21 protein-coding genes are annotated in these 23,381 nt (G+C 66.0%); 5 read left to right on the top strand and 16 right to left on the bottom strand.

Annotation, left to right across the window (positions count from 1 at the left end; translation table 11 throughout):
• Both BN13_RS17185 and BN13_RS17180 read right to left on the bottom strand, forming a co-directional pair.
• On the bottom strand, window positions 1-1,061 hold a 1,061-nt coding region (locus tag BN13_RS17185; RefSeq protein WP_084733992.1), incomplete at its 3' end, for a conjugal transfer protein TrbL.
• 36 nt (window positions 1,062-1,097) lie between these two features.
• On the bottom strand, window positions 1,098-1,397 hold the full coding sequence (locus BN13_RS17180) for a DUF6112 family protein (protein ID WP_285132586.1): 300 nt from the start codon (window positions 1,395-1,397) through the stop codon (window positions 1,098-1,100).
• 315 nt (window positions 1,398-1,712) lie between these two features.
• On the opposite strand from BN13_RS17180, the gene BN13_RS17175 reads away from it, so the two are divergent.
• Window positions 1,713-2,960: a DUF2806 domain-containing protein gene (locus BN13_RS17175; protein WP_048548425.1), complete on the top strand. Its 1,248-nt coding sequence runs from the start codon at window positions 1,713-1,715 to the stop codon at window positions 2,958-2,960.
• Window positions 2,961-2,996: 36 nt separating this feature from the next.
• On the opposite strand, the gene BN13_RS17170 is transcribed toward BN13_RS17175, so the two are convergent.
• From BN13_RS17170 to BN13_RS17130, 9 genes are all read right to left on the bottom strand, one after another.
• Window positions 2,997-3,263: a DUF6112 family protein gene (locus tag BN13_RS17170; protein ID WP_048548423.1), complete on the bottom strand. Its 267-nt coding sequence runs from the start codon at window positions 3,261-3,263 to the stop codon at window positions 2,997-2,999.
• Between the two features lie 6 nt (window positions 3,264-3,269).
• Window positions 3,270-4,883, bottom strand: a complete 1,614-nt coding sequence (locus BN13_RS17165) for a M23 family metallopeptidase (RefSeq protein ID WP_048548421.1) — start codon at window positions 4,881-4,883, stop codon at window positions 3,270-3,272.
• 13 nt (window positions 4,884-4,896) lie between these two features.
• A complete protein-coding gene (locus BN13_RS17160) occupies window positions 4,897-5,589 on the bottom strand; it encodes a hypothetical protein (protein ID WP_048549361.1) in 693 nt (230 codons plus the stop codon).
• A 36-nt stretch (window positions 5,590-5,625) separates the two neighbouring features.
• Entirely contained in the window at window positions 5,626-6,627 is a 1,002-nt protein-coding gene (locus BN13_RS17155; protein ID WP_048548420.1) for a ParB N-terminal domain-containing protein, read from the bottom strand.
• Window positions 6,624-7,523, bottom strand: coding sequence for a hypothetical protein (locus BN13_RS17150; RefSeq protein ID WP_048548418.1), 900 nt, complete (start codon window positions 7,521-7,523; stop codon window positions 6,624-6,626). Before BN13_RS17150 ends, BN13_RS17155 begins: the two co-directional genes overlap by 4 nt.
• Before the next feature lie 93 nt (window positions 7,524-7,616).
• The gene (locus BN13_RS17145; RefSeq protein WP_048548417.1) at window positions 7,617-8,021 is read right to left on the bottom strand and encodes a hypothetical protein; all 405 of its coding nucleotides are present in this window, start codon (window positions 8,019-8,021) and stop codon (window positions 7,617-7,619) included.
• A complete protein-coding gene (locus BN13_RS17140) occupies window positions 8,018-8,665 on the bottom strand; it encodes a DUF2637 domain-containing protein (RefSeq protein ID WP_048548414.1) in 648 nt (215 codons plus the stop codon). Before BN13_RS17140 ends, BN13_RS17145 begins: the two co-directional genes overlap by 4 nt.
• Before the next feature lie 32 nt (window positions 8,666-8,697).
• Window positions 8,698-9,630 carry a bifunctional DNA primase/polymerase gene (locus BN13_RS17135; protein WP_048549360.1) on the bottom strand — a complete coding sequence of 311 codons (933 nt, stop codon included), beginning with the start codon at window positions 9,628-9,630 and terminating at the stop codon, window positions 8,698-8,700.
• Complete coding sequence (locus BN13_RS17130) at window positions 9,630-10,703, bottom strand: ImmA/IrrE family metallo-endopeptidase (RefSeq protein ID WP_048548412.1); 1,074 nt, start codon at window positions 10,701-10,703, stop codon at window positions 9,630-9,632. Before BN13_RS17130 ends, BN13_RS17135 begins: the two co-directional genes overlap by 1 nt.
• A gap of 311 nt (window positions 10,704-11,014) precedes the next feature.
• Between BN13_RS17130 and BN13_RS17125 the strand changes: the two genes are divergently transcribed.
• The 4 genes from BN13_RS17125 to BN13_RS17110 are packed head-to-tail and all read left to right on the top strand — an operon-like array spanning window position 11,015 to window position 14,123.
• Entirely contained in the window at window positions 11,015-11,446 is a 432-nt protein-coding gene (locus tag BN13_RS17125; RefSeq protein ID WP_048549359.1) for a hypothetical protein, read from the top strand.
• A gap of 60 nt (window positions 11,447-11,506) precedes the next feature.
• Window positions 11,507-11,971 (top strand): hypothetical protein, encoded by a 465-nt coding sequence (locus tag BN13_RS17120; protein ID WP_048548410.1) that lies wholly within the window; start codon window positions 11,507-11,509, stop codon window positions 11,969-11,971.
• Window positions 11,968-12,978: an MAB_1171c family putative transporter gene (locus tag BN13_RS17115; RefSeq protein WP_048548408.1), complete on the top strand. Its 1,011-nt coding sequence runs from the start codon at window positions 11,968-11,970 to the stop codon at window positions 12,976-12,978. The genes BN13_RS17120 and BN13_RS17115 overlap by 4 nt, the downstream gene beginning before the upstream one ends.
• Window positions 12,975-14,123 (top strand): alpha/beta hydrolase, encoded by a 1,149-nt coding sequence (locus BN13_RS17110; RefSeq protein WP_048548406.1) that lies wholly within the window; start codon window positions 12,975-12,977, stop codon window positions 14,121-14,123. The genes BN13_RS17115 and BN13_RS17110 overlap by 4 nt, the downstream gene beginning before the upstream one ends.
• Here BN13_RS17110 and drmC read toward each other — a convergent pair.
• The 5 genes from drmC to BN13_RS17085 are packed head-to-tail and all read right to left on the bottom strand — an operon-like array spanning window position 14,120 to window position 23,314.
• The gene (gene drmC, locus BN13_RS17105) at window positions 14,120-14,902 is read right to left on the bottom strand and encodes a DISARM system phospholipase D-like protein DrmC (protein WP_048548404.1); all 783 of its coding nucleotides are present in this window, start codon (window positions 14,900-14,902) and stop codon (window positions 14,120-14,122) included. The two genes, BN13_RS17110 and drmC, sit on opposite strands and share 4 nt — an antisense overlap.
• A gap of 1 nt (window position 14,903) precedes the next feature.
• Entirely contained in the window at window positions 14,904-16,742 is a 1,839-nt protein-coding gene (gene drmB / locus BN13_RS17100; RefSeq protein ID WP_048548401.1) for a DUF1998 domain-containing protein, read from the bottom strand.
• On the bottom strand, window positions 16,739-20,605 hold the full coding sequence (drmA, locus tag BN13_RS17095) for a DISARM system helicase DrmA (RefSeq protein WP_201329112.1): 3,867 nt from the start codon (window positions 20,603-20,605) through the stop codon (window positions 16,739-16,741). Before drmA ends, drmB begins: the two co-directional genes overlap by 4 nt.
• A 25-nt stretch (window positions 20,606-20,630) precedes the next feature.
• A complete protein-coding gene (locus BN13_RS18940) occupies window positions 20,631-22,268 on the bottom strand; it encodes an Eco57I restriction-modification methylase domain-containing protein (RefSeq protein ID WP_157038654.1) in 1,638 nt (545 codons plus the stop codon).
• The gene (locus BN13_RS17085) at window positions 22,265-23,314 is read right to left on the bottom strand and encodes an IS30 family transposase (protein WP_235433932.1); all 1,050 of its coding nucleotides are present in this window, start codon (window positions 23,312-23,314) and stop codon (window positions 22,265-22,267) included. Before BN13_RS17085 ends, BN13_RS18940 begins: the two co-directional genes overlap by 4 nt.
• Window positions 23,315-23,381 lie beyond the last annotated feature (67 nt).

The raw sequence follows: 23,381 nt of genomic DNA, 5'->3' as shown, positions 1-23,381 counted from the left end.
GCGGGTGCCGGTGCCGGGGTCTTCGGCGGTGGCGGTGCGCTACTACCTCCGCCGGAACCTCCGCCCGCGTTCCCGCCGCTGCTGCTGGTTCCATCGAGCACCTTCTTCGGGTCACCGCCGCCTTGTGGCTTGGTCGGGACGGGGACCGGACGGTTGAGTGCGCTCTTGGCGTCCTGTTCGGAGCCGATCGCGTGGTACATGTCGAACCCGACGAACGCGATGAACTTGTAGGTCAGGTAGGGCGCGAACGCGGCCATCGCCATCAGCACGATTCCCGCGATGGGATCGCTGACCGAGGCGAGGTCGGCGTCGATCGGTGCGGAGACCTGGGTGATCGCGACGAGGAACATCACGACGAGCACGAGCTTGGAGCAGATCAGCGCGACGACGAACATCGCCCACTTCCCGATCCACCCCCGCGAGGCATCCCAGGATGCGCCGCTGAACGCGAGCGGTGCGAACACGACCGCCACCAGCAGGAGTGCTTTCCTGACGAGGAGGGAGAGCCACACGATCGCGGCGGCGGTGATCGCGAGGCCGGCCATGAAGATCGTGATGATCGCTCCGACACCGGGGGCGGCGATGTTGATGCCGACCAGGCCTGCAGCGAGGAGGGCGATCTTGTCGCCCATCGACTCAGTGGTCTCGCCCGCTGCCTGCACGATCCCGATGCACAGCTGATCGACGACTTCCAGCAGCAGCGCAGTGAGCGTGATGACCACGAACGATCCGAGGACAGACTTCGCCAGCCCGAGCGCGGCGCGGGTGAGGGCGGTGGGGTCGCGTCGGATCAGCCCGGTAATGAGTTGGAGGCAGAAGAAGATCAGCATCACGAAGACCGCAATGCCGAACAGCAGGTTGTAGACGGCGATGTAGCCGGGCTTGGTGACATCCACCAGCGTCGTGGTGTCGAAGACCGACCAGACCGCCTCGAACAGCCACCCCGCAGCGGCACCCATCGCCTGGGCGAGCCAGTCGAACGGGGCCGCCACCAGCGACGCGGCTCCTTCGCCGACGGCATCGCAGACCGAGGAGATCACGGGAACGTCGCACACGCCCATCACGAACACCAGCACTCTTGACGACGACGGGCCGGGTCAGACGGACTGGCCGACGTTCCAGAAGAAGTTGATGAGCGTCACGCTCGCGCCACAGATCACCGCCGCGCCGCAGGAGACGAGGACGCCGATCTTCCCGCGCGAGGCGAGGTGCGGGTTGGAGGAGTTCGCGCCGAAGCCCCACACGATCGCGGACACGATCAGCGCGAGCACGGACAGGATCAGGCCGATAGTCATCACAGCGCCGACGATGGTGCGCAGCTGGTTGATCCCCGGCAGGCCGTTGGTGTTGGGGTCGATGTTGATGTCCATCGGCACCAGCAGCGGCGGCGCGGACATGACGGTGGCGAGCAGATCGAACACGGTAGGTCTCCTTGGCGACGGGCGGCCCGCCCACGAACTCGCAGACGGGGTACACGCCACAGGTGCACTTCCCTCAACAGCACCGGTGGTCGCGCGCGGTGTCGGTCGGAATCGGGACGTGCCCAAGCGCTCGCGGGGCCGCTGATCCGAAGCGTCAGCTATGCCAAAAGGCGGCACGGTGGTCGTCGTGACCCTTGTCTACCCTCGCCGGAGCCGAGACCTCTCGATCGCTAGACTTGGGGCATCCGGCTGGTCCACGGACCCGCCAAATCCCGAGCCGAAGGAGCCCCCGTGGTCAGTGGAAGCATCGAACCTTCCATCTTCGGCGGGCCAGAGGGCTCGGTTGTAAAGGTCGAGTTGAGCGACGACTCGTTGGGCCTCGGCAAGGCGGTAGAAGGTGTTGCTCGTGAAGCCCGCAAGGGCCCCGAGGGCCTGCTTGATCGCGCGGACCGGTTCTATCAACTCAAGGAGACGGTGCTTCCAGTCCACACCGCGAAGCGGGATGCTAAGGCGCTCGAAATAAGGGTCGCCGCGGTCCGTTCCGCTGCTGAGGCACTCCAAGACGTCTCCCCGAACTCGCTCGCTGCCGTACAGATGCTCATTGCCGACTACGGGCGCCGCTTTCAGAACATCGACTCCACGATCAACCTCGCAATGCCGATGATCGCCCCTGCCGCGTCCCCCGAAGACATTGAGGACGATTGGCTGGGTTTCGCGTTCGAATACATCGGCGGGGTCTCGGACGACATGGTGCAGGAACTCTGGGCAAAGTTGCTTGCTCAGGAAGCAAATCATCCTGGACGGGTGTCCAAACGCGCAGTCACCAAGCTCGCCCTCATGGACCGCCGAGGCACCTACCTGCTCCGGAAGGTACTAAGGAGCGCGGTCACGCTGTACCGCCAGACTCCCGATCCGAAGGAGTCCAGCCACGGACAGCCGCTCTACAAGATTGGCCGCTTCGTCTTCCCGCTCATGCTTGAGATGGTCGAGTGGTCTGGGCCGAAGCCGTCGGACGACCTTGTTCGCGGGCTGGACCACGGCCATGACACTCCAAGCTCCATGTCCAGGTCACGAATGGACTGGCTGATCGAGGAAGGATTCTTGCGCCCGGTCACGCAAGACCAGTTCCGCGACGGCTATCTCGACCCTGAGCATTGGGCTATGGAAAGGTTCGATGGTGAGCGACCGCTGGGGATTCGCGTGGGTCTGGGGCCTATCTATGGGTGTGACGCGCGAGATGTCATCGAGTTCGTGCGACGGTACTCAAGCGGCGGAGCCACGACGCAGATTGTTCAGCTAACGGGGCTTGCGGAGGCCTTGCTGGACCCGCGAATATCCTCCACGGAGCCGCTCGTCGAAGCGCCTTCTGGCGACGACACGGGGACACAGCATCGCGATGCGATTGAGGAGCTCCTCATCAGCGAGCTGCAGCTGACGCCTGTGCCGCACCATAAGAGCGGAATCGCCGAGAACCCTGGGTTTCTCGGGAGGAAGTCGGGAACCAGGAACGATCTGGCCTTCTACTATCACGAGTTCTAGATAGCTCACGCCAGTCTGGCGTCCGACGAGGTCTCCCTACAGTTGCGCGCCGAGGGTGAGCAGCCAGTTCATCCAGGCGACACCGCCTCCGGCGAGGATGGCGGCACCGACGGCGACGAGCACACCGATTCGGCCTTTGCTGGCGGTGGCGTAATTTCCGTGGGCGGTCGCGATGGCCCAGACGATTGCAGAGACGATCAGCATGAGGACGGCGACGATGAGGACGAACGTCAGGAGCGCGCCGACGACGGCGCGGAGGTCGCCGATGCCGCCGAGTCCGTCGAAGTCGGGGAAGACACCCATCGCCGGTCACCCTGCCTTGACGGTGACGTGGAGGTGGTCGTAGTGGCCTCCGGTGATGGAGGCGGGGTCGTGCATACCGCCTCCGTTGTAGGGTCGCCAGCCGTCGGCGTCGCGTGCGACGGACCAGATTTGGCCTTGCCAGATCAGGTACTCGACGCCGAGCACGTCGGCGTTGTCCTTCATCCAGTTGGTGACCTTCCAGCCGGCGTCGAGCTGGGCCGGGGTGGGGCGCTGGCCGATGCGGTTGCCGAAGGTGATGTCGCACGCTCTGCCGAGGGGATGCTCGGACTTGGTGCCGGGGCGCGGTGAGTAGCAGCCCCAGCCGGTGTCGGGGAACGCGGCGAGGGTCTGCTGGTAGATGTACAGCATGCGGGCGGTGATCTTGCCCGAGCTGGTGGGATCGTCGACGAGCCGGTCGGGGTCTCCATCGACGCCGGTCGGCGTGCCCGCAGTGGTGGTGTTGCAGGCGGTGGGTGATCCGCTGGTCGCTGTCGGCAGGTTCGCGGCCCCGCGCTCGTTGAGCCAGGCGGCGGCGTCGATGGCCTCACCGTTCGTGCCACCGGGCCGGACCTCGAAGTGCAGATGCGCACCGGTGCTCATGCCCGAGGAGCCGACATCGCCGATGTGCTGCCCCGCGCTCACCCGGTCGCCGGGACGGACGTGGATGCCGCTCTGCCACATATGGGCGTATGCCGTGGCGACGGTCTTGCCGTCGATGGTGTGCTCGATGACGATGAGACCGCCGTACCCGCCTGAGAACTCCGCGACGGTGACTGTGCCGTCCGCGGTGGCGAGGATCGGGGTGCCGTCGGGCGCGGCGAAATCGGTGCCGGTGTGCATCTTCCGTTCGCCCGTGATCGGGTGCACCCGCATCCCGAACGGCGAGGTCAGCACCCAGGTGCCCTCGGGTAGCGGGAACACCACCCGCAATGACGAGACCGCCGGCCCACCCATGCCGAGAACCGGAGTGCTGCCGCCGCTGGTGAGGGCGGCGAGGATGCTGTCGGCGACGGGCGCGTAGTTGCGGTATCGGTCGGGGTAGGCAGAGACCTCGACGGCTTGGGCGGCTTCGCCAGGGTCCATCTGTTGCCAGCCGGGGATGTCGAGCAGCCCGCGCGGCGAGGGGTAGTTCGGGCCGGTCGGCCCGCCGAAGAACGCCTGCGCCTGATAGTTCGGGTCCATCAACTCGGCGACGGTGCCCCACCCGGATTGGGGGCGCATCTGGAACAGGCCGAGGGAGTCGTGGTCGCCGCCGTTGCCGTCGTTCGGGTAGTTCGCCGAGTCGGGGTAGGTGCCGGTGTTGGTGAGCATCCGCAGCGTGGACTCGGTGAGCGCGGCCATCAGCGCGATCTTGATTCCCGGCCTGCCCACGTCGGTGATGCCGTTGCCGACCGTGATGATCGTGGCCGCGTGCGTGAGCTGCTGACGATTCAGCGTGAAGGTCTCGCCGTTCGCGGTGGTCACGGTGAGCGAGTCTGGGATCGGGCCGAGGTTCACGGTTCCTGCGGGGGTGGCGCAGTAGGCGGCAGCGGGGTTCATCAGCACACCGACCCCGAGGAGCGCTGCGGCGGGTGCGAAGAACAACAGCGCCAAGGCTGCGATGGTGGCCTTGCGGAACACGACGACAACCCCTTCACCGCAGCGGGTTGTCGAGCTGCGAGAGCCGCAGCAGATGGCAGGTCGGGTAGGTGGGTGCGCAGACGACGAACACGGTGAACGCGACCGGATGCTCGCTGGTGACCGGTTGGCCGTTCCAGACCCCGGCACGGTAGCGGGTGCCCTCGATCGTGACGGCCGTCGTTCCTGCCGCGAGCTGCCCCGGCTGGGCCTGCTCGACGGCGTCGGCCCAGGCGTCGGGGACGTCCGCGGTGTCGATGGTGAGGTGCTGGCGGGTGGCGTATTGCCGCAGCTCGATCCAGGCGTCTCGGGTGGGGAGGTAGACGGCCACGTCGGAGGCCAGCCCGGCTTGTTCGTCGCCGCTGGGGTCACCGACCGCGAGGATCGCCGAGGTGTAGTCCAGCGGCCACAGCCCCGAGGCCGTGTCCCACGCGAACAGCGAGGACGCGACGCCCTGAGCGAAGGTCTCGGGATTGGCCGAACGCGGAACCGCTGGAACCCGTGGTGGCTGGGGCGTGCTCGGTGCCACGGTCGGCGGTGCCGTCGTGGCCGGGCCGGACTCCGGGTCGGGATCGGTGCTGGTGCTGCTTCGGGGCCCGGTGAGGAGTCCGTACACGCCGACGCCGACCAAGAGCAGCAGGGCGATGCCGGCGGTGATGAGGGCGACGAGTCGGCGGCGGTTCCGGGGATCAGTAGGTGCAGGGCTCATGCCGAGCAGGTGCGCACCCGGCACCTCTGCCCGTTGTCACAGTGCGCGGAGTCGTGGCCGCTCCGCCGCGCCGTCCCGGGCGGCTCGGAGCGCGTCCGCGAACCGCACGGTCCCGTCGGCGGTCGCGAGGAAATTCTCGAACTGCTCGTCGGTCAGCTCGCCTGCGAGGGTGTCGGCGTCGTAGTGGGTCCACCAGTCGGTCAGCTCGCCCCAGGTCTGGATGAATGCGCGCAGCGGGTAGCGGACGGGTTGCCCGTCGCCGGTGACGAGCGGCAACGGTCGCGGTGGGGTGCGCTTGCCCTTCTTGATCGACTTCGCCTGGGCCACGGCCGCCTCGGCACGGGCATGCAGCTCGGCCTCGCGCCGCTCCCGCGCGGTGGTGTCGGCCTCACGGATCGCCTGGTAGATCGGATGCACCGAGTCACCGGCCTCGATCCTCTCCAGCCCAGCGGCGGCCTCGGCGCGCAGGGTCTCTGGCAGAGCAGGGTTGCCAGCGATGCCTTCGAGGTAACCGATCTTCTCCAACGTCGTGTGCGAGGCACCGCCGGGAATCATTGCCGCCGCTTGCTCGCGGGTCTTCCCGAGCGGCCCGTTCGACGGTGGTGCAAAGTTTGCACCACCGTCACTTCCGGGCTGATTCTCGCTGCTGAACTGCGTGGCGGACTTGCGGCGGGCGGCGTCTTCGGCCATGACCTGCTTGAGTTCCCGGTAGAGTCCGGCGGCTTCGAGTTGGGTGTAGGGCTTGTGGAGCATGTTGTCGTCCTGCTCGGCGAGGAGCTGCCCGAGCCGGTCGGACAGGCCGCTGCGAACCCACACGTTGACGGTGCGCCAGCCGAGCTTCTTGATCGCTGCCAGCCGTCGTGCCCCGCATACCAGCACGCCGTCGATGGTGATCGTGAGCGGTTGCAGCAGGCCGTCGAGGTCGATGGATGCCGCGAGGGCGTCGATGTCGCCGAGGTCGGCGCGGTGCCGGGTGCCGACGAGGATCGAATCGACGGTGCGGTCGAGCTGGATGCTGCCGATCAGCGGCTCGGTCACGACGACTCACCGCCTCCACCGTTCGGAGCGGCCAGAGCGAGCGCGAGGATCAGATCGTCGTCGCGGAGCAGCAGGTCGAGCGTCTCGCCCAACAGCAGCCGGAGCAGGACGCCGCGGCCACTGCTGGTGGCCACGTAGGCCGGGTGCGGGTTCCCGAGCAGCGCCTTCAGCAGCGCGGCCCAGGAGCGGCGCGGCAGGTCGAGCAGTGCCCGCGCGTGCCGATCGCGGCGCAGCGCCTCGTAGGCGGACTGGCGGGTGCCGGCCTTCATCAACGCCCCGCAGACGTGCTCGACCGCGGCCCGTGCGGTGTCGGTCGGCCAGTCGAGCAGGCACAGCATCGCGATGGCGTCCTCGGCCGCCGATCCGGCGGACATGCACGCCTGCGCCGACCCGAGACTGTCGCGCGGCTCAGGTTCGAGGTCGCTGGGACGCACGTCGGTGGTGTGGAACGCGGGATGATAGTCGGCCAGTGCAGTGTCACGTTCGGAGAACCGTTCGGGATCGTGGAACGCCGAAACGTGCGCGCGACGAGCCTGGTGCACCGAGCAGAGCAGGCCTTGGGCACGTTCCTCGTAGACGCAGGTGATCCGCACGGCGTGGGTGATGATCGCCCACGGATCGTTGGCCTCGCGGGTCGAGCGGTACTGCATCGCGTCGAACGCCGCGGTGACTGCTTCCCAGGTGTCGAGCTTGTGCTTCCTCGCGAGCGCGCGGTACTTGACGGCGGCGAACTCCATCAGGTCGCGGGCTACCGGGTCGTGAACCCAGGCGTCCTCGCCGCTCTCGGCGAGGCGATTGAGCAGGGCGCGCAGGCCCTCGCCGGTGGTGAAGTCCTCAGCCCCGAAGGCCGTCGGCTCGGTCCTGGTGTTCCTGCTGGTGCTGGTTGGTGCGGTCATGGTGTCGGCACCTCCTGGCAGGCAGGTGCGCACGCGCTCCCACGAGTGCGTCCTGCATGCCGGTGCCGTCGCAGCCATGACCTGTCACCACCGTCAACTCATCGAGACCCCGGAGCGGGACAGCTGCGACGCAGGTGCGGTGCTGCGCCCGAACGCGGAGATCGGTGGCAACCGCCGGGCGCGATCTCCAAGACGACGAACACCGGCACCGATGGGGGTGCGGGTGTGGCGTGCCAGCTCGGCCTGGAAGTCGAGGCCACGCCCGGCGGCGTGCGCCGAATGCCGGGCGATCAGGTCGGTGGGGCGCACCCACTCCACGCCGCGCCCGCGAACGAGCGCGTGCTGCTTGTCGTCGCGGGCGACCTGCGCGGCCCGCACCGCTTCCGGCGTACTCGCTACTTCGACGGGCTCGGGTCGCTCCCGCGGCTCCTCGGGCACCAGCCTCGCCGGATCGGGCCTGGCCGCGTCGTTGCGTTGCGGGTTGTCGGTGGTGTTCATGGGGTCGTCTCCTCCCGCTCGTCTGCGGTGTCGGTGGTGTCAGTGAGGTGCGCGACGGCGAACCATCTGCCCACGGTCGAGGGATGCACCCCGAGTTCGCGGGCGATCCGCTTGTTCGACCAGCCCGCCTCGCGCAGCTCCCACCCCAGCGCCCGCCGATCCACCACACCGTCCTCGCGACGGGTAGGTTCCGCCTCGCCGGACGGCAGCGCGGGCATCGACTCCGCCGTGCTCGTCGAGAATGAGTCGGCGGCGGCAACTGCGGTGCCTGAGCCGGCGGTGCGAGTGAGGATCACGGTCAGGTGCGTGATCGCCAGCAGCACGACGGGCGGCACCGCGGCGACCGAGGCCGCGAGCATCCGTGGCACGTCGGCGTCTGCGGCGACGACAGCGTGAATGGCGTTCGCCGTCACCGAGACGAGCGCGCCGCCGACCAGCAGCGCCCACGGATACCAGGCCGAGCGCTGCCCGGCAAGCGCGACGACGGCGACCGTGGCGACGACGATGATGCCGTCCACGATCAGCGGCCACGCCCACGCCTGCCCCGCCCCGGTCCCGGAGCGAGCGGCCAGATCGGCCAACGACGTGAACGACAGCCAGAACGCCCCGGCAGCGATGAACACCGTCCCCGCGACCGCCGTCATCGCGGCCCACCGCCGCCCCTCCGATTCACGCCTCACAGCCCCGCCCTCCCGAAGGCTGCGGACGGTGGGCTCGCCGAACGACCGAACCAGCGACCCACGTTCCGGCTCCGGCCGTCTGACGCGGTCTCGGATGCGGGCTGAATGGCTCGGTAGGCAGAGCGCACGGTCGTGGCGATCTCGCGATCACCCAGACCCGCCGACTGTGCCGCAGCACCCAGCGCATCGAGCGCATCGGCGGCCGAGACGCCGTTCTCGGCGAGGCGACAGGCAGCCCAGAACAGGCCACGGTTCCGCTCGCCCTCACCCCGCCCGGCGACCCACGCCGCCAACCGCTTAGATTCCATATCCATCGAGCCGCTGCTGGGACGTGGTGGGGCGACGGGGCGCGGGTCGAGAAAGTCCCGCAGACGTGCCGCATCCACCGCGCCGACCGAGTGCGCGGCGATGTCCGCGACCTCGTAGAGCTTCACATTGCCGTCGATGATTCGCCGGGAAGGAGGAGCGATGATGTAGCCGCCGTCGCCCCGGAAATCGACACCCGCAGCGGCTGCCTGCCACGAACGCTGCTCGCTGCCTGGTGTCGCCGGGAAGTACACGTGCGCGCCACCGGTGGGTGTGCGCACCAGCAGACCCGCTCCATCGACGAGCCCCGCTTCGGTGGCGCGCTGGTACGCCGCGCGGCCATCGTGGGGGCCGTGGACATCGACATCCACGACGACAACGCCCGATGCCGCTCCCGTCGGGATGCCGATGTTCGCATTCGGTGTGCGCGACCACCACGCGGCAACCTGTTCCGGGTCGCTGCTCGCGTCGAGGAACCCACGGCGGGTCAGCGGACGCTTCCCCTCCACGAGGCACGGGAACACGGGCACCCCCGCCGCCGCGAGACTCTGCGCAGCCAAGGCCAGGTTTGGTGAGCGATCCACGCGAATGAGCGCCGCAAGGACATCGAATGGATCGGGCATCACAGCCCCCGCCCCGCCAGCGCCGACGCAGCACGCGGACGATCGGTCTCTACCGCAGGCGCAGCCGTGCGGGAAGTGCGCGGACTGGGGGTGTCACGGTCGAGGCCGGGCGGGGTGCCGTCGCCGACCTGGAGTGTGTCGAGCTGGTCGAGGATCGCCAGCGCGGTCTTCCGCACCCTCTCGCCGGTGGCCTGCACCACCTGGACGGGCTCGTGGCCGTCCACTCGGGCGGCCCAGGTCGAGACGTACGGGATCGTGTACCCGGCGGTGTCCATGCCGTGCGCGGCACCGATCATCAGCGCGACGGACTCGGCTTCGACCTCGCGGATGCCGCGATGCTGCCGCGCCTCCTCGTCGTCGGGATCGTGCATCAGCACATGCGCCAACTCGTGCGCGAGGGTCTTGACCTGCGCGGCAGGGTCCATGTTCTCCCGCACCGCGACCGTGCGCGCCTCGTAGTCGGTCATGCCGTTCGCGCCGGAGATCATCCCCTCGTGCGGCACCCGCCGCACCTCAAACCCCGCGACGCGAATCTGCCCGGCCAGCCCCTCCCACAACCCTGACGGTGCTTCGCCTTCCAGCAGCGTCGGAGCGGGCGGCACCGGCAGCGGTTCGCCGTCGGTCTGCGAGGCATCCCACACGTAGGCCGGGCGCGCTCCGACCATCCGCGAGCGCACCACCTCGTTGACCTTGTGCTTCTCTCGCGGCCCCAAGCGACGCCAGGAGTTCGGATCGGCAGGATTGGACGACGCGAACCGGCCCGTCACCGGCGCGAAGATCATGTACCCGGTCTGCCCTTTCATCACCTGCCGCCCGAGCCCCTGCCACTGCCGGTACCCGGCGACCAGGGTGGGGAAGGGCTCGGGCACGCGGCCCGCCTCGAACGCGGCCTCGTGCTGCACCCAGATCAGCATCGTGTTGTTGAATGACCGCGACCGGAACCGTGCGGCGAAGGCGAGCGCCTGCCGCCAGTCGTCACCCGAGACCAGCGACTCGACCGCGCCGGTCAGTTTCTCGTGCAGCTCGTCGAGCTTCGCCTCTCGCGCCGCGCGGGCGTCCTCGTTCGATGCCATGCTCCGGCCTCCTCTTCGGCGGGCCGCGCCAAGGTTGCGCGCGGCGGTACACCTGGCAGGTAGGCGCGAACACCCGCGTCCAGTCCGTGAGCTGGACATCGTTCACCTCCTTGAGGCAGCCCGAGCCGAGACCGGGACACGGCATTGAGCATGCTCAAAATGTCCCGGAGTCCTGTTCTAACACCGACCGTTGAGCATGCGCAAGCCTTGATTTGTGCATGCTCAACGAGTACGGTTGAGCATGCACAACCACCCTCCGGGTGGACTACATCGATGCCTTGCCCGTCGCGAAGGGAAGGGGGTCAGCCACCATGACCGAAGACGAGAGCCAGGCTGCGGCCGAAGACCTCGCCAAGCGTCTACGGCTCCTGATGGATGTCGCCGTTGCCGAGTCCGGCACTGAGCCGACCTACTCGCAGATCGCCGACTACCTCCACGAACGAGGCACCAACCTGTCACGGTCGCGCTGGACGTACATGGTCAACGGCCACCGCTACGTCCAAGACCCCGCTGTGTTCGAGGGGCTCGCTGCGTTCTTCGACGTGGACACCGCGTTCCTGCTCGGCGAGGACGGTGCCGCTACCCCCGAGAAGGTCTCAGCGCAGCTCGATCTGGTTCGGTCCATGCGGGCAGCGAAGGTGAAGTCCTACGCAGCGCGCACCCTCGGCGACATCTCGCCGAAAGCCCTCCACGCCATCACCAAGTTCCTGGACGAGGAAATGACACACATGCCCGAGCACTGACCGGTACCGCACGACACGGAGCCGCCACCGGTCCTGCTCCCCACAGACAAGGGGCGAACCGTGAATATCGAACAGACCGTATCGGCGGCCGTCGCGGGCCTTCAGCTCGGCAACACCTTCACCTTCGACAACCTCCGCCACACCGTCCAAGACCGCCGGCACCGGCGGCTCCGCATCGTCGAACTCGCAGACCTCGACGCCCACGACGGCCTCTGCGCGGCATTGCTCTCCACCGCCGCCGAAGACTTCGTGCTCCACGCCCGCAGCGACTCCGCACTGCACCGTCAGCAGTTCGTGCTCCACGAGCTTGCCCACATGATCCTCGGGCACTGCGACGGCGACGACTGCACCGTCGACGAGGCACTACTGCCCAACATCCCGCCGCACACCCGCGCACGCCTGCTCACTCGGCAAGACCTCGACAGCGAAACCGAGATCGCCGCCGAGTCCCTCGCCGACCGGCTCGCCGCAGGCATCCGAGGGGCGGTGTTCGCCGAATCGGCCTACTCGGAGGTCTTCGGATGATCCAGACGCTCGTCGCGACGCTCATGTGGGCGCTCGTGGCGAGCCTGCTCATTTTCCGCCGGAAGCGCACCGACAGAAGCATCACCTACGCCGCGATCACCATTGCCATCGCGATGACGCTGAACGTCGATGACATCTACACGGTCGTCGATCCGCTCCTCGGCGGCACGAACATCGCGACGCTGATCGCGGACGCCCTGCTGATGACCGGGCTGTTCTTCCTCGGGCGCGGCGTCATGAAGTCCGGCGAGTACCGGCCCCGGCTTGTCCGTGCCGCCGTGAGCGCACCCGTCCTGCTCATCGCGCTACTCGCAATCACCGCATCGTTCCTGTTCATCGACCGCGGCACCAACACCACACGATTCATGAGCGACCTCGGCGCACAGCCAGCAACAGCGGTCTACTCAATCATCAACTTCAGCTACGGAGCACTCGTCATCGCAACGATGCTCGTCCTCGCCGCACGGCAGTATCGACACAGCACAGGCATCCAGCGCCTCCCCACCGCGCTGCTCAGCCTCGGATCAACCTTCGGCGTCGCCCTCTGCCTCGCCGTGATCGTCATGGACATCGCCCACGCAATCGGCCACCTCGACCTCATGCACACCATTCAGCCCGCCTACAGTCCACTGTCCGCACTCACCTTCCTGTTCCTCTGCGCTGGGTTCGCCGTCCAACCCGCCGTCCGTCGCGCCCAGCACCACGCCCGGCAGAGGCAGACGATCACGTTCACTGCGCAGCTGGAGCCGCTTTGGCTCCGAGCGACGCGCGCGCGGCCCGGGCTGAGCCAGGCCGACCCCCTCGCGGCTAACAGCGAAGACCCCGAAGGTCACCTGCACCGAGTGATCGTCGAAATCCGCGACGCGATGATCGACCCCCGCCTCACCTTCGACATCAGCGCCGAGGACCGCGACCTACTCGAATGCGCCGAGAGCCACCTCGTCGGAAGTGAGACCGCCGTCGCAACGGGCTTGCCCGTTCGCAACGTTGAGGAGCGGGAGTCATGATCGGCCGCGTCGCGCTTTGTGCTGGGGTCGCGGCGGCAGCGGCTGCCAGGGTCGGGTGGGCCATCGCGAGACGGCTCACCGCACCTGTTGGCCCACGAACGTTCGACCTCGCCGTCCGAGAAATTGAGCACGCCGACGACGGCAACCTGATCGTGCTCGACCGCACCGAGCAGACCAGCGCGCACGGCATCTACAACCTCTGGTTCGAGCATGGCGGCTGGACGCAGCTCTCCACTGAGATCGTCGATCGCGGACCCGCCCACGTCGGGCGAAGGATCACAGGGACGGCACCCGGCTTCGCCCCGAAGACCGGGAATTGTGCCTCGTGGAGCGGCATCTACTACGTCAACTCGGCCGATGCCGGGCTCGAAGCCCGCGACATCACCATCACCACTCCCGCCGGACAATGCCCGGCCTGGCGCATCAACGGCGACCCGTCGACCTGGGCGATCCACATCCACGGCCTCGGCAGCACCCGCGCAGGCACCCTCCGAGGCGTCCGCGCCGCAACCGAGCTCGGCTACACCTCCCTCGTCGTCAGCTACCGCAATACCACGGAAGGGCCACGTGTCGGCACTGGCCGATCAACCCTCGGCCACACCGAGACCGCGGACGTTGACGAGGCCATCGGATACGCCGTCCGACGAGGCGCCCAGCAGATCGTTCTCTTCGGCTGGTCAATGGGGGCCACCATCGCTCTCCAACTCGCCGACCACCCCCGACACCACGGACTGGTCGCCGCGCTCGTCCTCGACTCACCAGTCCTCAACTGGACAGAAGTCATCAAGACCAATTGCGTCCGAAGCGGACTGCCCGCCGCAGCCGGACACCTCGCGATCCCGTGGCTCACCCTCGCCCCGCTGGCTCGCGCAGTCGGCTTGCCGGGCCGCATCCCGCTCCGATACTCCAACTGGACCGCACGAACCGCAGACCTCGCGACGCCGACCCTGATCCTCCACGGCACCCGAGACGACTCCGTGCCGATCCGGCTCTCACAAGCACTCCGAGACGCCCGCCCGGGCTTCGTTGAACTGGAGACCTTCGACGCCGACCACACGCTCTGCTGGAACACCGACCCCGACCGGTGGCACGAGACCGTCATCTCGTGGCTCAAAGCTATTGATGCCGGCGGTGCCGCCGACTAGGGCAAACTCGACACGGGCTCCAGCACCTTCGTCGCGATCAACGCCTCAAGGTGACTGTGGAGTTCCTCGGGGAGATTGCCCCCTTTGACGAGGACGCCGAGTTCCATGTTGCGCTCCATAGCAGCCGAAGTGAGGTTCGCGCTGGTGATGAAGGCGATCTGGCCGTCCGCAACAGCGCACTTTGCGTGAACTACACCTGGATACTGGCCGGCACCCTTGTCGTGCGCTGACCACGCGAAGAGCCGGGCAGACGGGACCGCGCTCCGCATGGCCGCTGCTGAGTCATGGTCGACCTTGCCGCCGTGCGCGGACGACGACTCCAGCAGGACGTCGATCTGAACGCCCCGCGCCGCTGCATCAGCGAGCGCTCCACCGATCGATCTCACCTGGTATGCGACGAAACTGACGATGAAGAGACGTCGCTGCGCAGCATTGATGACCTCCATCAGCACCTGTTCGGTGTGCCGGATGGGCACCTGCCCCGAAGCCGGTCCCGTCCAAGTCAGCTCTACTGAGCCGCGGCGCTCCTGCTCAATGGCGGTGGCCGATGCACCGCGCAGGGCGGTGGCAACATCCCTGGGCGTCATCAAACCCGTGTCCTGCCATGCCCGGCCGAACTTGGCGATCAGGTGCTTGTCCGCGTTAGGGCCGAAGGACGGGCGAACAAGCGCGAACTGTTCGACCGATCCGAGCCCCTCAATCTTCGACGCGACCACACGAACGCGATCAGGATGGAGCTCAAGGCCCAACTCCGCAATGACGGCGAGCAACTCGTCCATATCAGGCACCATGCTCGCGGAACAGAGACGCCTCGCTGTCCTTGAGAGTTGCGATCACAAGTGCTCGGTCCAGATAGCGGTTGCCGCGCTCACAAGAGGTCTCGGAGACGAACGTGCACGAGTGGCACGCGGCGACATGCAGCGAACGATCCTTACTCGGATCATGCTCGGCACACAGCGGGTCGGACGAGCAGATCGAAGCACGTTCGAGCGCTTGGTCGAGCAGCCGGCCGAGGAACTCTGGTCTGCCGAGGTCGATCAAGCCGCCGAGAGTGCCGTCCGAGTCAGCGGCAGCGGTGTAGAGGAGGATGCCTGCCATTGGTGCCTGGGGGTCGGAGCTCGCGTAGACCCGTTCTCTGATGCTGGCTGCGTTGTATCCGCACTCAAGCGCCAGCTCCCGAATGAGGAGGTGCGCGATCGTGTGGAGCATCGTGTATCGACTCGGAGGGAACCCAGTGTCCGGCTTCAGGTGGCGCGCGTTGCGCCAGCCCTGATGACCGGCGAACAATGTCTTGTCGCGCTCGGCGACGTGCGCGTCGTTCTCCCATGACTGGACGACCGACTCGTTGAACTCGATGAAGATGCCTTCGCCGTGAACCTCATTGGCTGGAACCCATTCGGTCGTGCCTCGGGTGAGGTCAGCCATCGGGGGGCGTTCGTCCGGATCGCTGGTCTCCTCGGGTGCTTCGACTCTGGTGTATCCGACAAGGGCGTTCACCTCACGGAGTCGTTCGAGTAGAAGCACGCGCTTGACCTCGCGCTCGTACCCGGACGGAGGTGCCACGCCTGTGCTCATGAAGTGTGGCCAGTCGCTCGGCGGGTTCTGCGAAGTCAGCACCTCCCACTCGGGCCCCTTAATGTCGCCTTCTGAGACGACCTCGATCGCCTTTCCTGAGCTCCGGTGCTGGATTGCTTGCCAGATGCTCGGGATGTCCCACTTGTCGATGCCTGGCAAAGCGCTGGTTCGGACAAGGGTCTTCACGATGCCTTTGAGCTCAGCCTCGTCCTCGACATCGGCGAAGTGCTCCCATCCGTCGAGAACCAACTGGCTGAGCTGGTTCTTCTCCAGCGGGATCGCCAGAACAGAGAGGGTGACGGGGAACCAGCTGTTGGTGGCGCCCAGCAGGATCGTGCGCGGCTCTTGCGTGCAATCTTCGTACGAGTCGAGATGCGGATGGCGTCCTCGGCATCCGGGCAGGTTGTCTGCAGCGTCCTTACCGAAGGCGTGAACGAGCGAGCGAGCGTTGCCACAGGTGTCGCACTTCACCCACAGGTTCTCGGTCTGGAGGGATGCCCCGCGTTCAAAGAACCGGAACGTGCCCTTGCAGTCCGTGCCGCCGTGAATGAACCAGTTCCATGGGAAGTCGTCGAGGTGACCGTTGCGACAGGCGAGGAGGAAGCGGGCCGGTACAGCGTCGGCGTGCTTGCCCTTGTCACAGTTCGTGTGTAGGAAGTGTGTTCGTTCGGGACGGTAGGGGAAGCTCTTGATATCGAAGAGTCCCGAGTCGTACTCAGCGAGGAGTCCGCACTTGATGCAGCGCAGCCATCGTGGGAACGGGCTGACTGGCACTCCGACGCGACCCTCTGCAGAGAAGGGATCGGGGCGGTCCTCCTTGAGGAACGGCGGGATGCGCAGCCGCTGCACTTGAGGGCCAAGGACGCGCTTGACCTCGGCCAGAAGCCGAGCTTCTTCGACGGGAGGGCAACGGGTCGGGTCCCACTTGTTCAGCCCCATCGTCACGACCGACAGGTTCGGTAGATCGACAATCGAGCCCGGCCCGTACGCCCAGAGCAGCTGGCTCGGACGCACCTGACCGACGACGTAGTTGTTCGTGCTCATTGGTCATTCCCGTCGGTCGCCTGCGGACGTGGCTTCCAGGGCGGGGAATCAGCAGTCCGTCTGGCAGCATCCATGACTAGTTGCACGCCGGGCTCGACCTCGCGCATCGACATAGGCACGGTGAACTCATCCCAAGCTTGGGCACCGGGCTTCTTCAACAACGCGACCACGTCCCCTTGGCCTCGCTCGGTCTCGTATCCGAGTCGCCGTCCTCCCATCGCCGACTCTTTCGCCCAACGATCGGTGCGATCTCGCGCCATACCGACGACAAGGTCTCGCGCAGCCTTGTCTTTCGCCTTCCAGGCCCGTTCCGAGACGGCCTTGATTGCCTGGGTCGCTTCTGGACCGGCAGTCTTCTCCATGGCCTGGGCGCCTAGATTCGGGTTCAGGCCGTCGTTGCTCAGGCGCATCAGGCTGACCATCGTTCCAGTGAGGGCTCGATCGAGCGCCCGTGGCGCGAACGGTGTCACTGACTGCGCTTCGACGTGCTTGTAGAACGTCGAGTGGTAGTGCTCGAAGGTCTCGTAGTGCGAAAGGTCGCGTGGCCTGCTCCACGTCAGCACGGTCACCACAAGGCCCGGGAAAGCACGACCGACGCGGCTCGTGGCTTGGATGTACTCAGCGGTGTTCTTGGGCTGTCCGTTGACCACCATGAGCCCAAGGCGGTTCACGTCGACACCGACCGAGAGCATGTTCGTCGCCAGAACAATGTCGTACGCTCTCGCCTCACCCGTCTCCCACTTCTCCTTGAAGGGAAGTTCCAGGCGGTCAAGCTTCTGAGGAATCTCCTTGTTCGTGACACGCGAAGTAAGTTCATCTACCTGGTTCACCGAGCGCTGGGTCAAGCCAGGGCGACTTACGTCACTCATCTCCACTCGATACGCACGAGTCTGCACGTCGTCCTCGGCGAGTCGCCTCATGCCACCAAGTTCGCGCAGCGAGTTGAAGTAGCCAACGAGCGTCATGTAGGGGTCCGCAGCGGCCCCGAAGTCCTGGAAGAGGGTTTTCGCCGCAGTGAGCAGTGCCACGTAAACCCGGATGAGCACCGCAGGGCGAGAGCTACCGGGCGAGCAGATGCCGAGATAGAGCCTTCCTGGCCTGTCCTCGGTCGAGCGTTGGACAGAGAAGAAGTTGTCCTCGACATCTAGCCCGTGCGGCGGGAAGATCGCCACCTGACGTAGGAACACGTTGTTCACCTGTTCCTCGGCCTTGCGGACGGTCGCGGTAGAAGCGATGACCTTCGGTCTGACCCTCTTGTCACCCAACGTCCAGGTGGAGAGCTCGTCGACGGCCGTCTCATAGACGCCGACCATCGTCCCGAGTGGCCCGCTGATGAGGTGGAACTCGTCTTGGATGATGAGGTCGGGCGGCCGCAGCGGGGAGATCACCTTCACTCGCGTGGCAGGCTTGCCTCGTTCAGCCTTGTGATTGCCCTGGCACGGGCTACCGGGCCACAGCAGGCCATGACGGGGGCACTCCAGAGTGGCTGCGCCGAACAGTGTCCGAGTCTCGCCGCGCCATGCCATCATGGCGAACTTGTCAACGGTCGCGATGAGCATCGTGGGAGGACGGCGATAGATTTCCTCGTCCACGACAACCACTGGCAGACCCAGCTCCGGGTACTGGGCCTTGGAGAACTCGCACCGTCCATACTTGTCGCTGCAATAGATGAACGTTCGGGCTGCGCCGGGGTACTTCTCGACGGTGATGTCACGACCAGGGTTGATTGCGGAGCCACACCAGGGGCAACTCGTCAGCTGAGCAGGCGTTGATCCAGTGTCGCGCCTGTTGTCTCGCTCCTTCTCGATGGCGTCGTGGCTGTCCTCTGTGCGGTTCGGAGTGACGCTCCCGCCCACCCAAAGCCCGAGAGTGAACGGCTCAGTTCCCCAGACGTCCGGGGCTTGCTTCCGGAGTAACTCCATAGCGCAGATCAGCGTCGAGGCACGTTGGAACTGCTGCAAGGTGAGCAAGCGAAGCGTGTACCGCATGATGACGGCGAGGCCTCGGCCGGCGTCTACGCCGCCTAGCGTGCCTTGGAGCCGACGTATCGACATCGCGAAAGCTGCCACGCCGAGGTACGCCTCCGTCTTCCCGCCACCGGTCGGGAACCAAAGCAGGTCGGCATAGGCAGCCAACGGCTCGGTCCGGTCTGTATGCGACGGGTCGGCCAGAGCCGGGACGGACAGAAGCAGAAAGGCAAGCTGGAATGGATGCCAGGTGCGGTTTGCAGGGGTGTTCAGTTCGTCCACCGTCACGACTTCGCCCTGTCGGCGCTTGCGCGCGTAGATGCTCCGCACACGCTGCTGGGCCATCGCACGGTTGGCAAACCGGAACGCAGACATCGCGTCCTCGTTGCTGCGGAGCGTTGAGATGCCTACTTTGAGCCGCGCGAGAACCAGATCACAACGTCCCAGCGCCTCGGTCGCTTGGGCGTCGTAGCCCTCGACCGTAACCCCGATCACGGCGCGGTTCGCCTTGATCCAGTCCTCGTAGTCGCCCGTGAGAACAGTCAGGGCCGCGAGCAACTCCTCGTCGGTAAGCTCCGCTGGATCGGCCAGCTTCTCCATGTCAAGCAGCCCTTGTGTACGCAGGGCGCGGAGCGCAGCGCGGTCGGTCGGGTCAGCCCCCGGTGCCTCTGTTATCTGGATTTCCTCGTCGGGGACGACGGCGGTTCGTATCTCAGTAGCCAACTCGGGATTCGCGGGATCGACGGCCGCGTGCACCGAGATGCCGTGCCCGGTCGCAAACTCAACGCGCCTGCGATAGATCATCTCCAAGGACAGACGTTCCTCATCGTGCTGTTCCACCTGGAGCAGCGGGCGGCGACGGAAGATCGAGCTCCCTGCGGCATCACGGACGACGATTTCCGGCTGAAACACCCACGCTTGATCGCGGTTTTGCCGAGGCTCAGTCTGCCCGTTGACCAAGAACAGAGTGACCAGACGATCGCCTTGCCCAAGCGGCTGACTCACGCTCCCTTGGAGCCGAACCTCCGGCACCGCATCATCCACCGTCGTCGGCGTCAACGAGCCTTCGGAGAGAGCCACCGTGATCGTTCCGCCCGCAGGGAGACGCTTCCAGCAACGCGTGCCCGTGTTCTCGGTCTTGGCTCGAACGTAACGTCCCCACGAGACAGCGACCTCGACGGCCGCTTGGTCGTCCGCGACGCAGAACGTGAGGCCCATCGACGACGGCACGAGTGATTGGCTCTCAGAAGGATTGATTTCCGGCTCGTCCTCCTCCTCGGCAGGACTCGTTGCCGGTACAGCATCGCGGCCTATGTGGGCCTCGTTGCCATACACCCGCAGATCATCGGGAGTGTCGCCGTCAGGTACGTCCTCTTCCGCAAGCTCCGTCGTCGTCGGCGCATCGCGCGACGGGTCAAGCGGAGCCAACTTGCCAACGAGGTACCGATCTCGGACGCTCATACCCACAATCTCCTCGTGCGGGCCATTGGCTGGGCCAAGCAGGTCGTCTACAACAGCGAAGCGGAGGAGGTCGCGGACGTACGCCTGCTCAGCCTTTGACGTGCCCGCCAGTCTCGGCAGAGCGTCGAAGCTCTCACCAGTCCACGTAGTCACAACGTCGTCGAAGACCTCCCACTCGATGCGGGTTAGATTCGCGTCCGGCGCAGCGGTGACGCCCAGTTCGGCAACGGGAACAGCCTCAGGGCTTCGGAAAACTCCGTCAAGAAAGATTGCAACCTTGCCCACGGACTGTCTGATGCGGTACACGCGGCCAATGGCAACGACGGCCTGGTTTGCGACGAGCAAGAGCCCGTCGCCTTGCTGAGCATGAAGGTCTGACTCGGAGCCGATGGACAGCACATACCCTTCTAGCCGCCCCGACTCAACTTCGATCATCCACGCGTTACGCATTGAACCCCCCTCATGCTCCACTCGTCTCTCCAAGCATCGCGGCAAGGCCCGACACGATCGCCGCATGTTGCGCGGTACTGAGCCCGAGTGCATGTGACACTGCTTCATCAAGCGTGGCGATGGCAGTAGCGTCTTGGTCTCCGGCCGAGCGGACCAAAGCAGGCGCCTGGCCCCCTATCGACTCTGCGAGAACAGCCCAGTCTGGCACCGGCAGGTCACGTAAGTGACGGACCTTTACCTGCGGAAACGCGCCCTGATTCGCTTCGCGGACCTTGGTCATGTGCCATGCGCCGACCGCGGTCGAGTTCAACCAAGCAAGTACCAATGGCGTCGAGACGCCTGAGATGCCACGACAGGCGAGCACCGAATTCCTAAAATGCGTTGGCGAATCGTGGGCAGCAGCGATGGGTCGCTTGGCGGTTTGCCTCAGGAGAATGGGAAATCCCTGATACACGGACAAGTCTCGAATCGTAAAGTACTCACCATCGGCCGCCTGGTAGTCAATGTGAAGCCACTTCTGAGGCGCTTCAAGGCGATAGGCGAAGACGCTCCGGCCCTCTCGCACATGGGCAAACTCCCCGACCGATCCAGCCTGTGTCAGGACAATCTTCTTCGAACAATTTCCCGTATGCACGCCTGGATCGGCGAACGCATCCGCTGGCGGGCGCCCCCTATCGTTCAGTTGCTGAATAGCCCGATGAAAGTCTGATTCGTTCGGTCCTGTTGTCGGCAACCCGCTCGCTCCCAGGATGAACGGAGCACCGTCCGGTTTCCCTGACGGCGGCGGGTTTCCGACTGCGATCAGAGCACAGGATGGTTGAACGACCCCAGCAAACGCCTCTTCGCCGAAGTAGAGCAGGGGCTCCCGGACATACTTTGCCGCTCGAATGAAGCTTCTGACTGGTGCATACCCATCGAGGTCTGCGACAGGTGCAGGAAGAAGAACACCGATCGACCCGTCAGTGCTGGCGAGGCGGGCGAACTGCTCGACAAACAGCGAGTGCAGTGTCTTCCAACCAGAGAAAACAGCGAACTCCTCGGCCCAGTACTTGTCGAGTGCGGGTTCAAGAGGAACAGCCTGGCGGCCGGAGAAACTCGCCCACGGAGGGTTCCCAATGACGGCGTCAAAGCCAGAATGCGCTCCGTTTAGCACTTCGGGAAACTCGAGTGACCAGTGAAACGGCCTTACTCGCTTCTCACCTGAACCGCCCAGGGTAAGCGCTTGAGTGGTCTCTCTTTCAAGTCTCCCGCGCGCGGCTGAGTCGCCATGCGTCACGATCTCCGCTTCGATCTCAAGCGCGCTCAGACCGCGTCGAAGCGTACGCGAGTTGCCGGAGGCCTCCAACTGCTGCCCAACAAGACGGTCGGCTATCAGCCGAGCATTGGCGAGGCAATCGTGCGCCTTGGCGTTGATCGCAGCCATCTCGGAGACGTCACTTACGTCGCGGATGTTCGTTGCCATGAGCTGCATTCGAAGCGCAATAGCGCGTTCTACAGTTTCTTCCAGCGCCTGACCAAAGATTGTTTCCTGGGTTGACCGCGTGACGGCACCTACTTGCAGCTGTGCGATCGACTGGGTGGATCGCACCCCAACAAGACTGTCTCCAGACTTGAGGCAATGGTCCAGGAAGGTGAACGGCGGTGTCAAGGCGTCGTAGCAACGTGGGGTTGGCCGAGGAGGAGTCGTTCGAAGGATTCGCGGGGGGTGAGGTAGCCCAGGACGGCTCGGGGGCGTTCGTTGAGTTCTTCGGCGATGGAGTTCAGGTAGGGCTGATGGGCGGGGATGTTCTCGCCCTTGGGGATGTACTCACGGATCAGGCCGTTGGTGTTCTCGTTGCTGGGACGCTGCCAGGGGCTGTGTGGATCGGCGAAGTACACCGGCAGGTCGGTGGCGACGGTCAGCGCGGCGTGGCGGGCCATCTCGCTGCCTTGATCCCAAGTCAGCGAGGCGCGCATCATTTCGGGTAGGGCGTTGACGTGCTCGATCAGGACCTCGGCCAGGTCGTCGCTGGACTTGCCGTGATGCAGGGCCACGATCACGGTGTACCGGGACATCCGCTCGACCATGGTGGCTGCAGCGCTGGCGCCGTTCTTGCCGATGATCAGGTCGCCTTCCCAGTGCCCGGGTACCCTCCGCTCGGCGCTGCCGGGGTGTTCGTTCTCCCGGGCGGTGATGGGACGCATCCCCACGATCGGGGCCCCGCGCCTGCTCGATGAGCGGGGCTTTCGCTGGGTGCGCTTGGAGCGCAGGAAGACCCCGTGGCGGACCAGCTCGGCGCGGGGCATGGCGTAAATGAACTGGTAGATCGCCTCGTGCGAAGCCAGCAGGCCACCGGCCGGTAGGGAACCCTTCATGACCTCCACGGTGGCGTCCTCGGCCTCCAACTTCAACCGGCCGGCGATCTGACGGGGCGTGCGAGACTGCCGCAGATCGGCCAACACCCGCTGACCCAGCAGCGGATCGGCGGCCACCTTGCGCGGCTGCGGACGGGCGCGGCGCCGTTGGGCCCGCACGTCGGCGCTGACCACCCGATACCCACACGTCTTGGTGGAGTTCCGGGCAATCTCCCGGGTGATCACTGACCGATCCCGGCCCAGGTCACGCGCGATCCGCGCCGGGCTCCAGCCCGCCTTCAACCCAGCCGAAATCTCCGCCCGGTCCTTGATCGTCAACTGCCGTCTCGTGCCTGCCACCGGTCCAGCCTCCCAGCCTTCAGCCCCGATCCAGTGGAGGCTGTTGCTTGGACGCTATGACCCTGCC

It is taken from the genome of Nostocoides jenkinsii Ben 74, assembly GCF_001046875.1.
In the GTDB taxonomy this organism is placed as follows: Bacteria; Actinomycetota; Actinomycetes; order Actinomycetales; family Dermatophilaceae; genus Nostocoides_A; species Nostocoides_A jenkinsii.
Note: the sequence above shows the minus strand (reverse complement) of the source record. Positions and strands in the feature narration are given on the sequence as shown.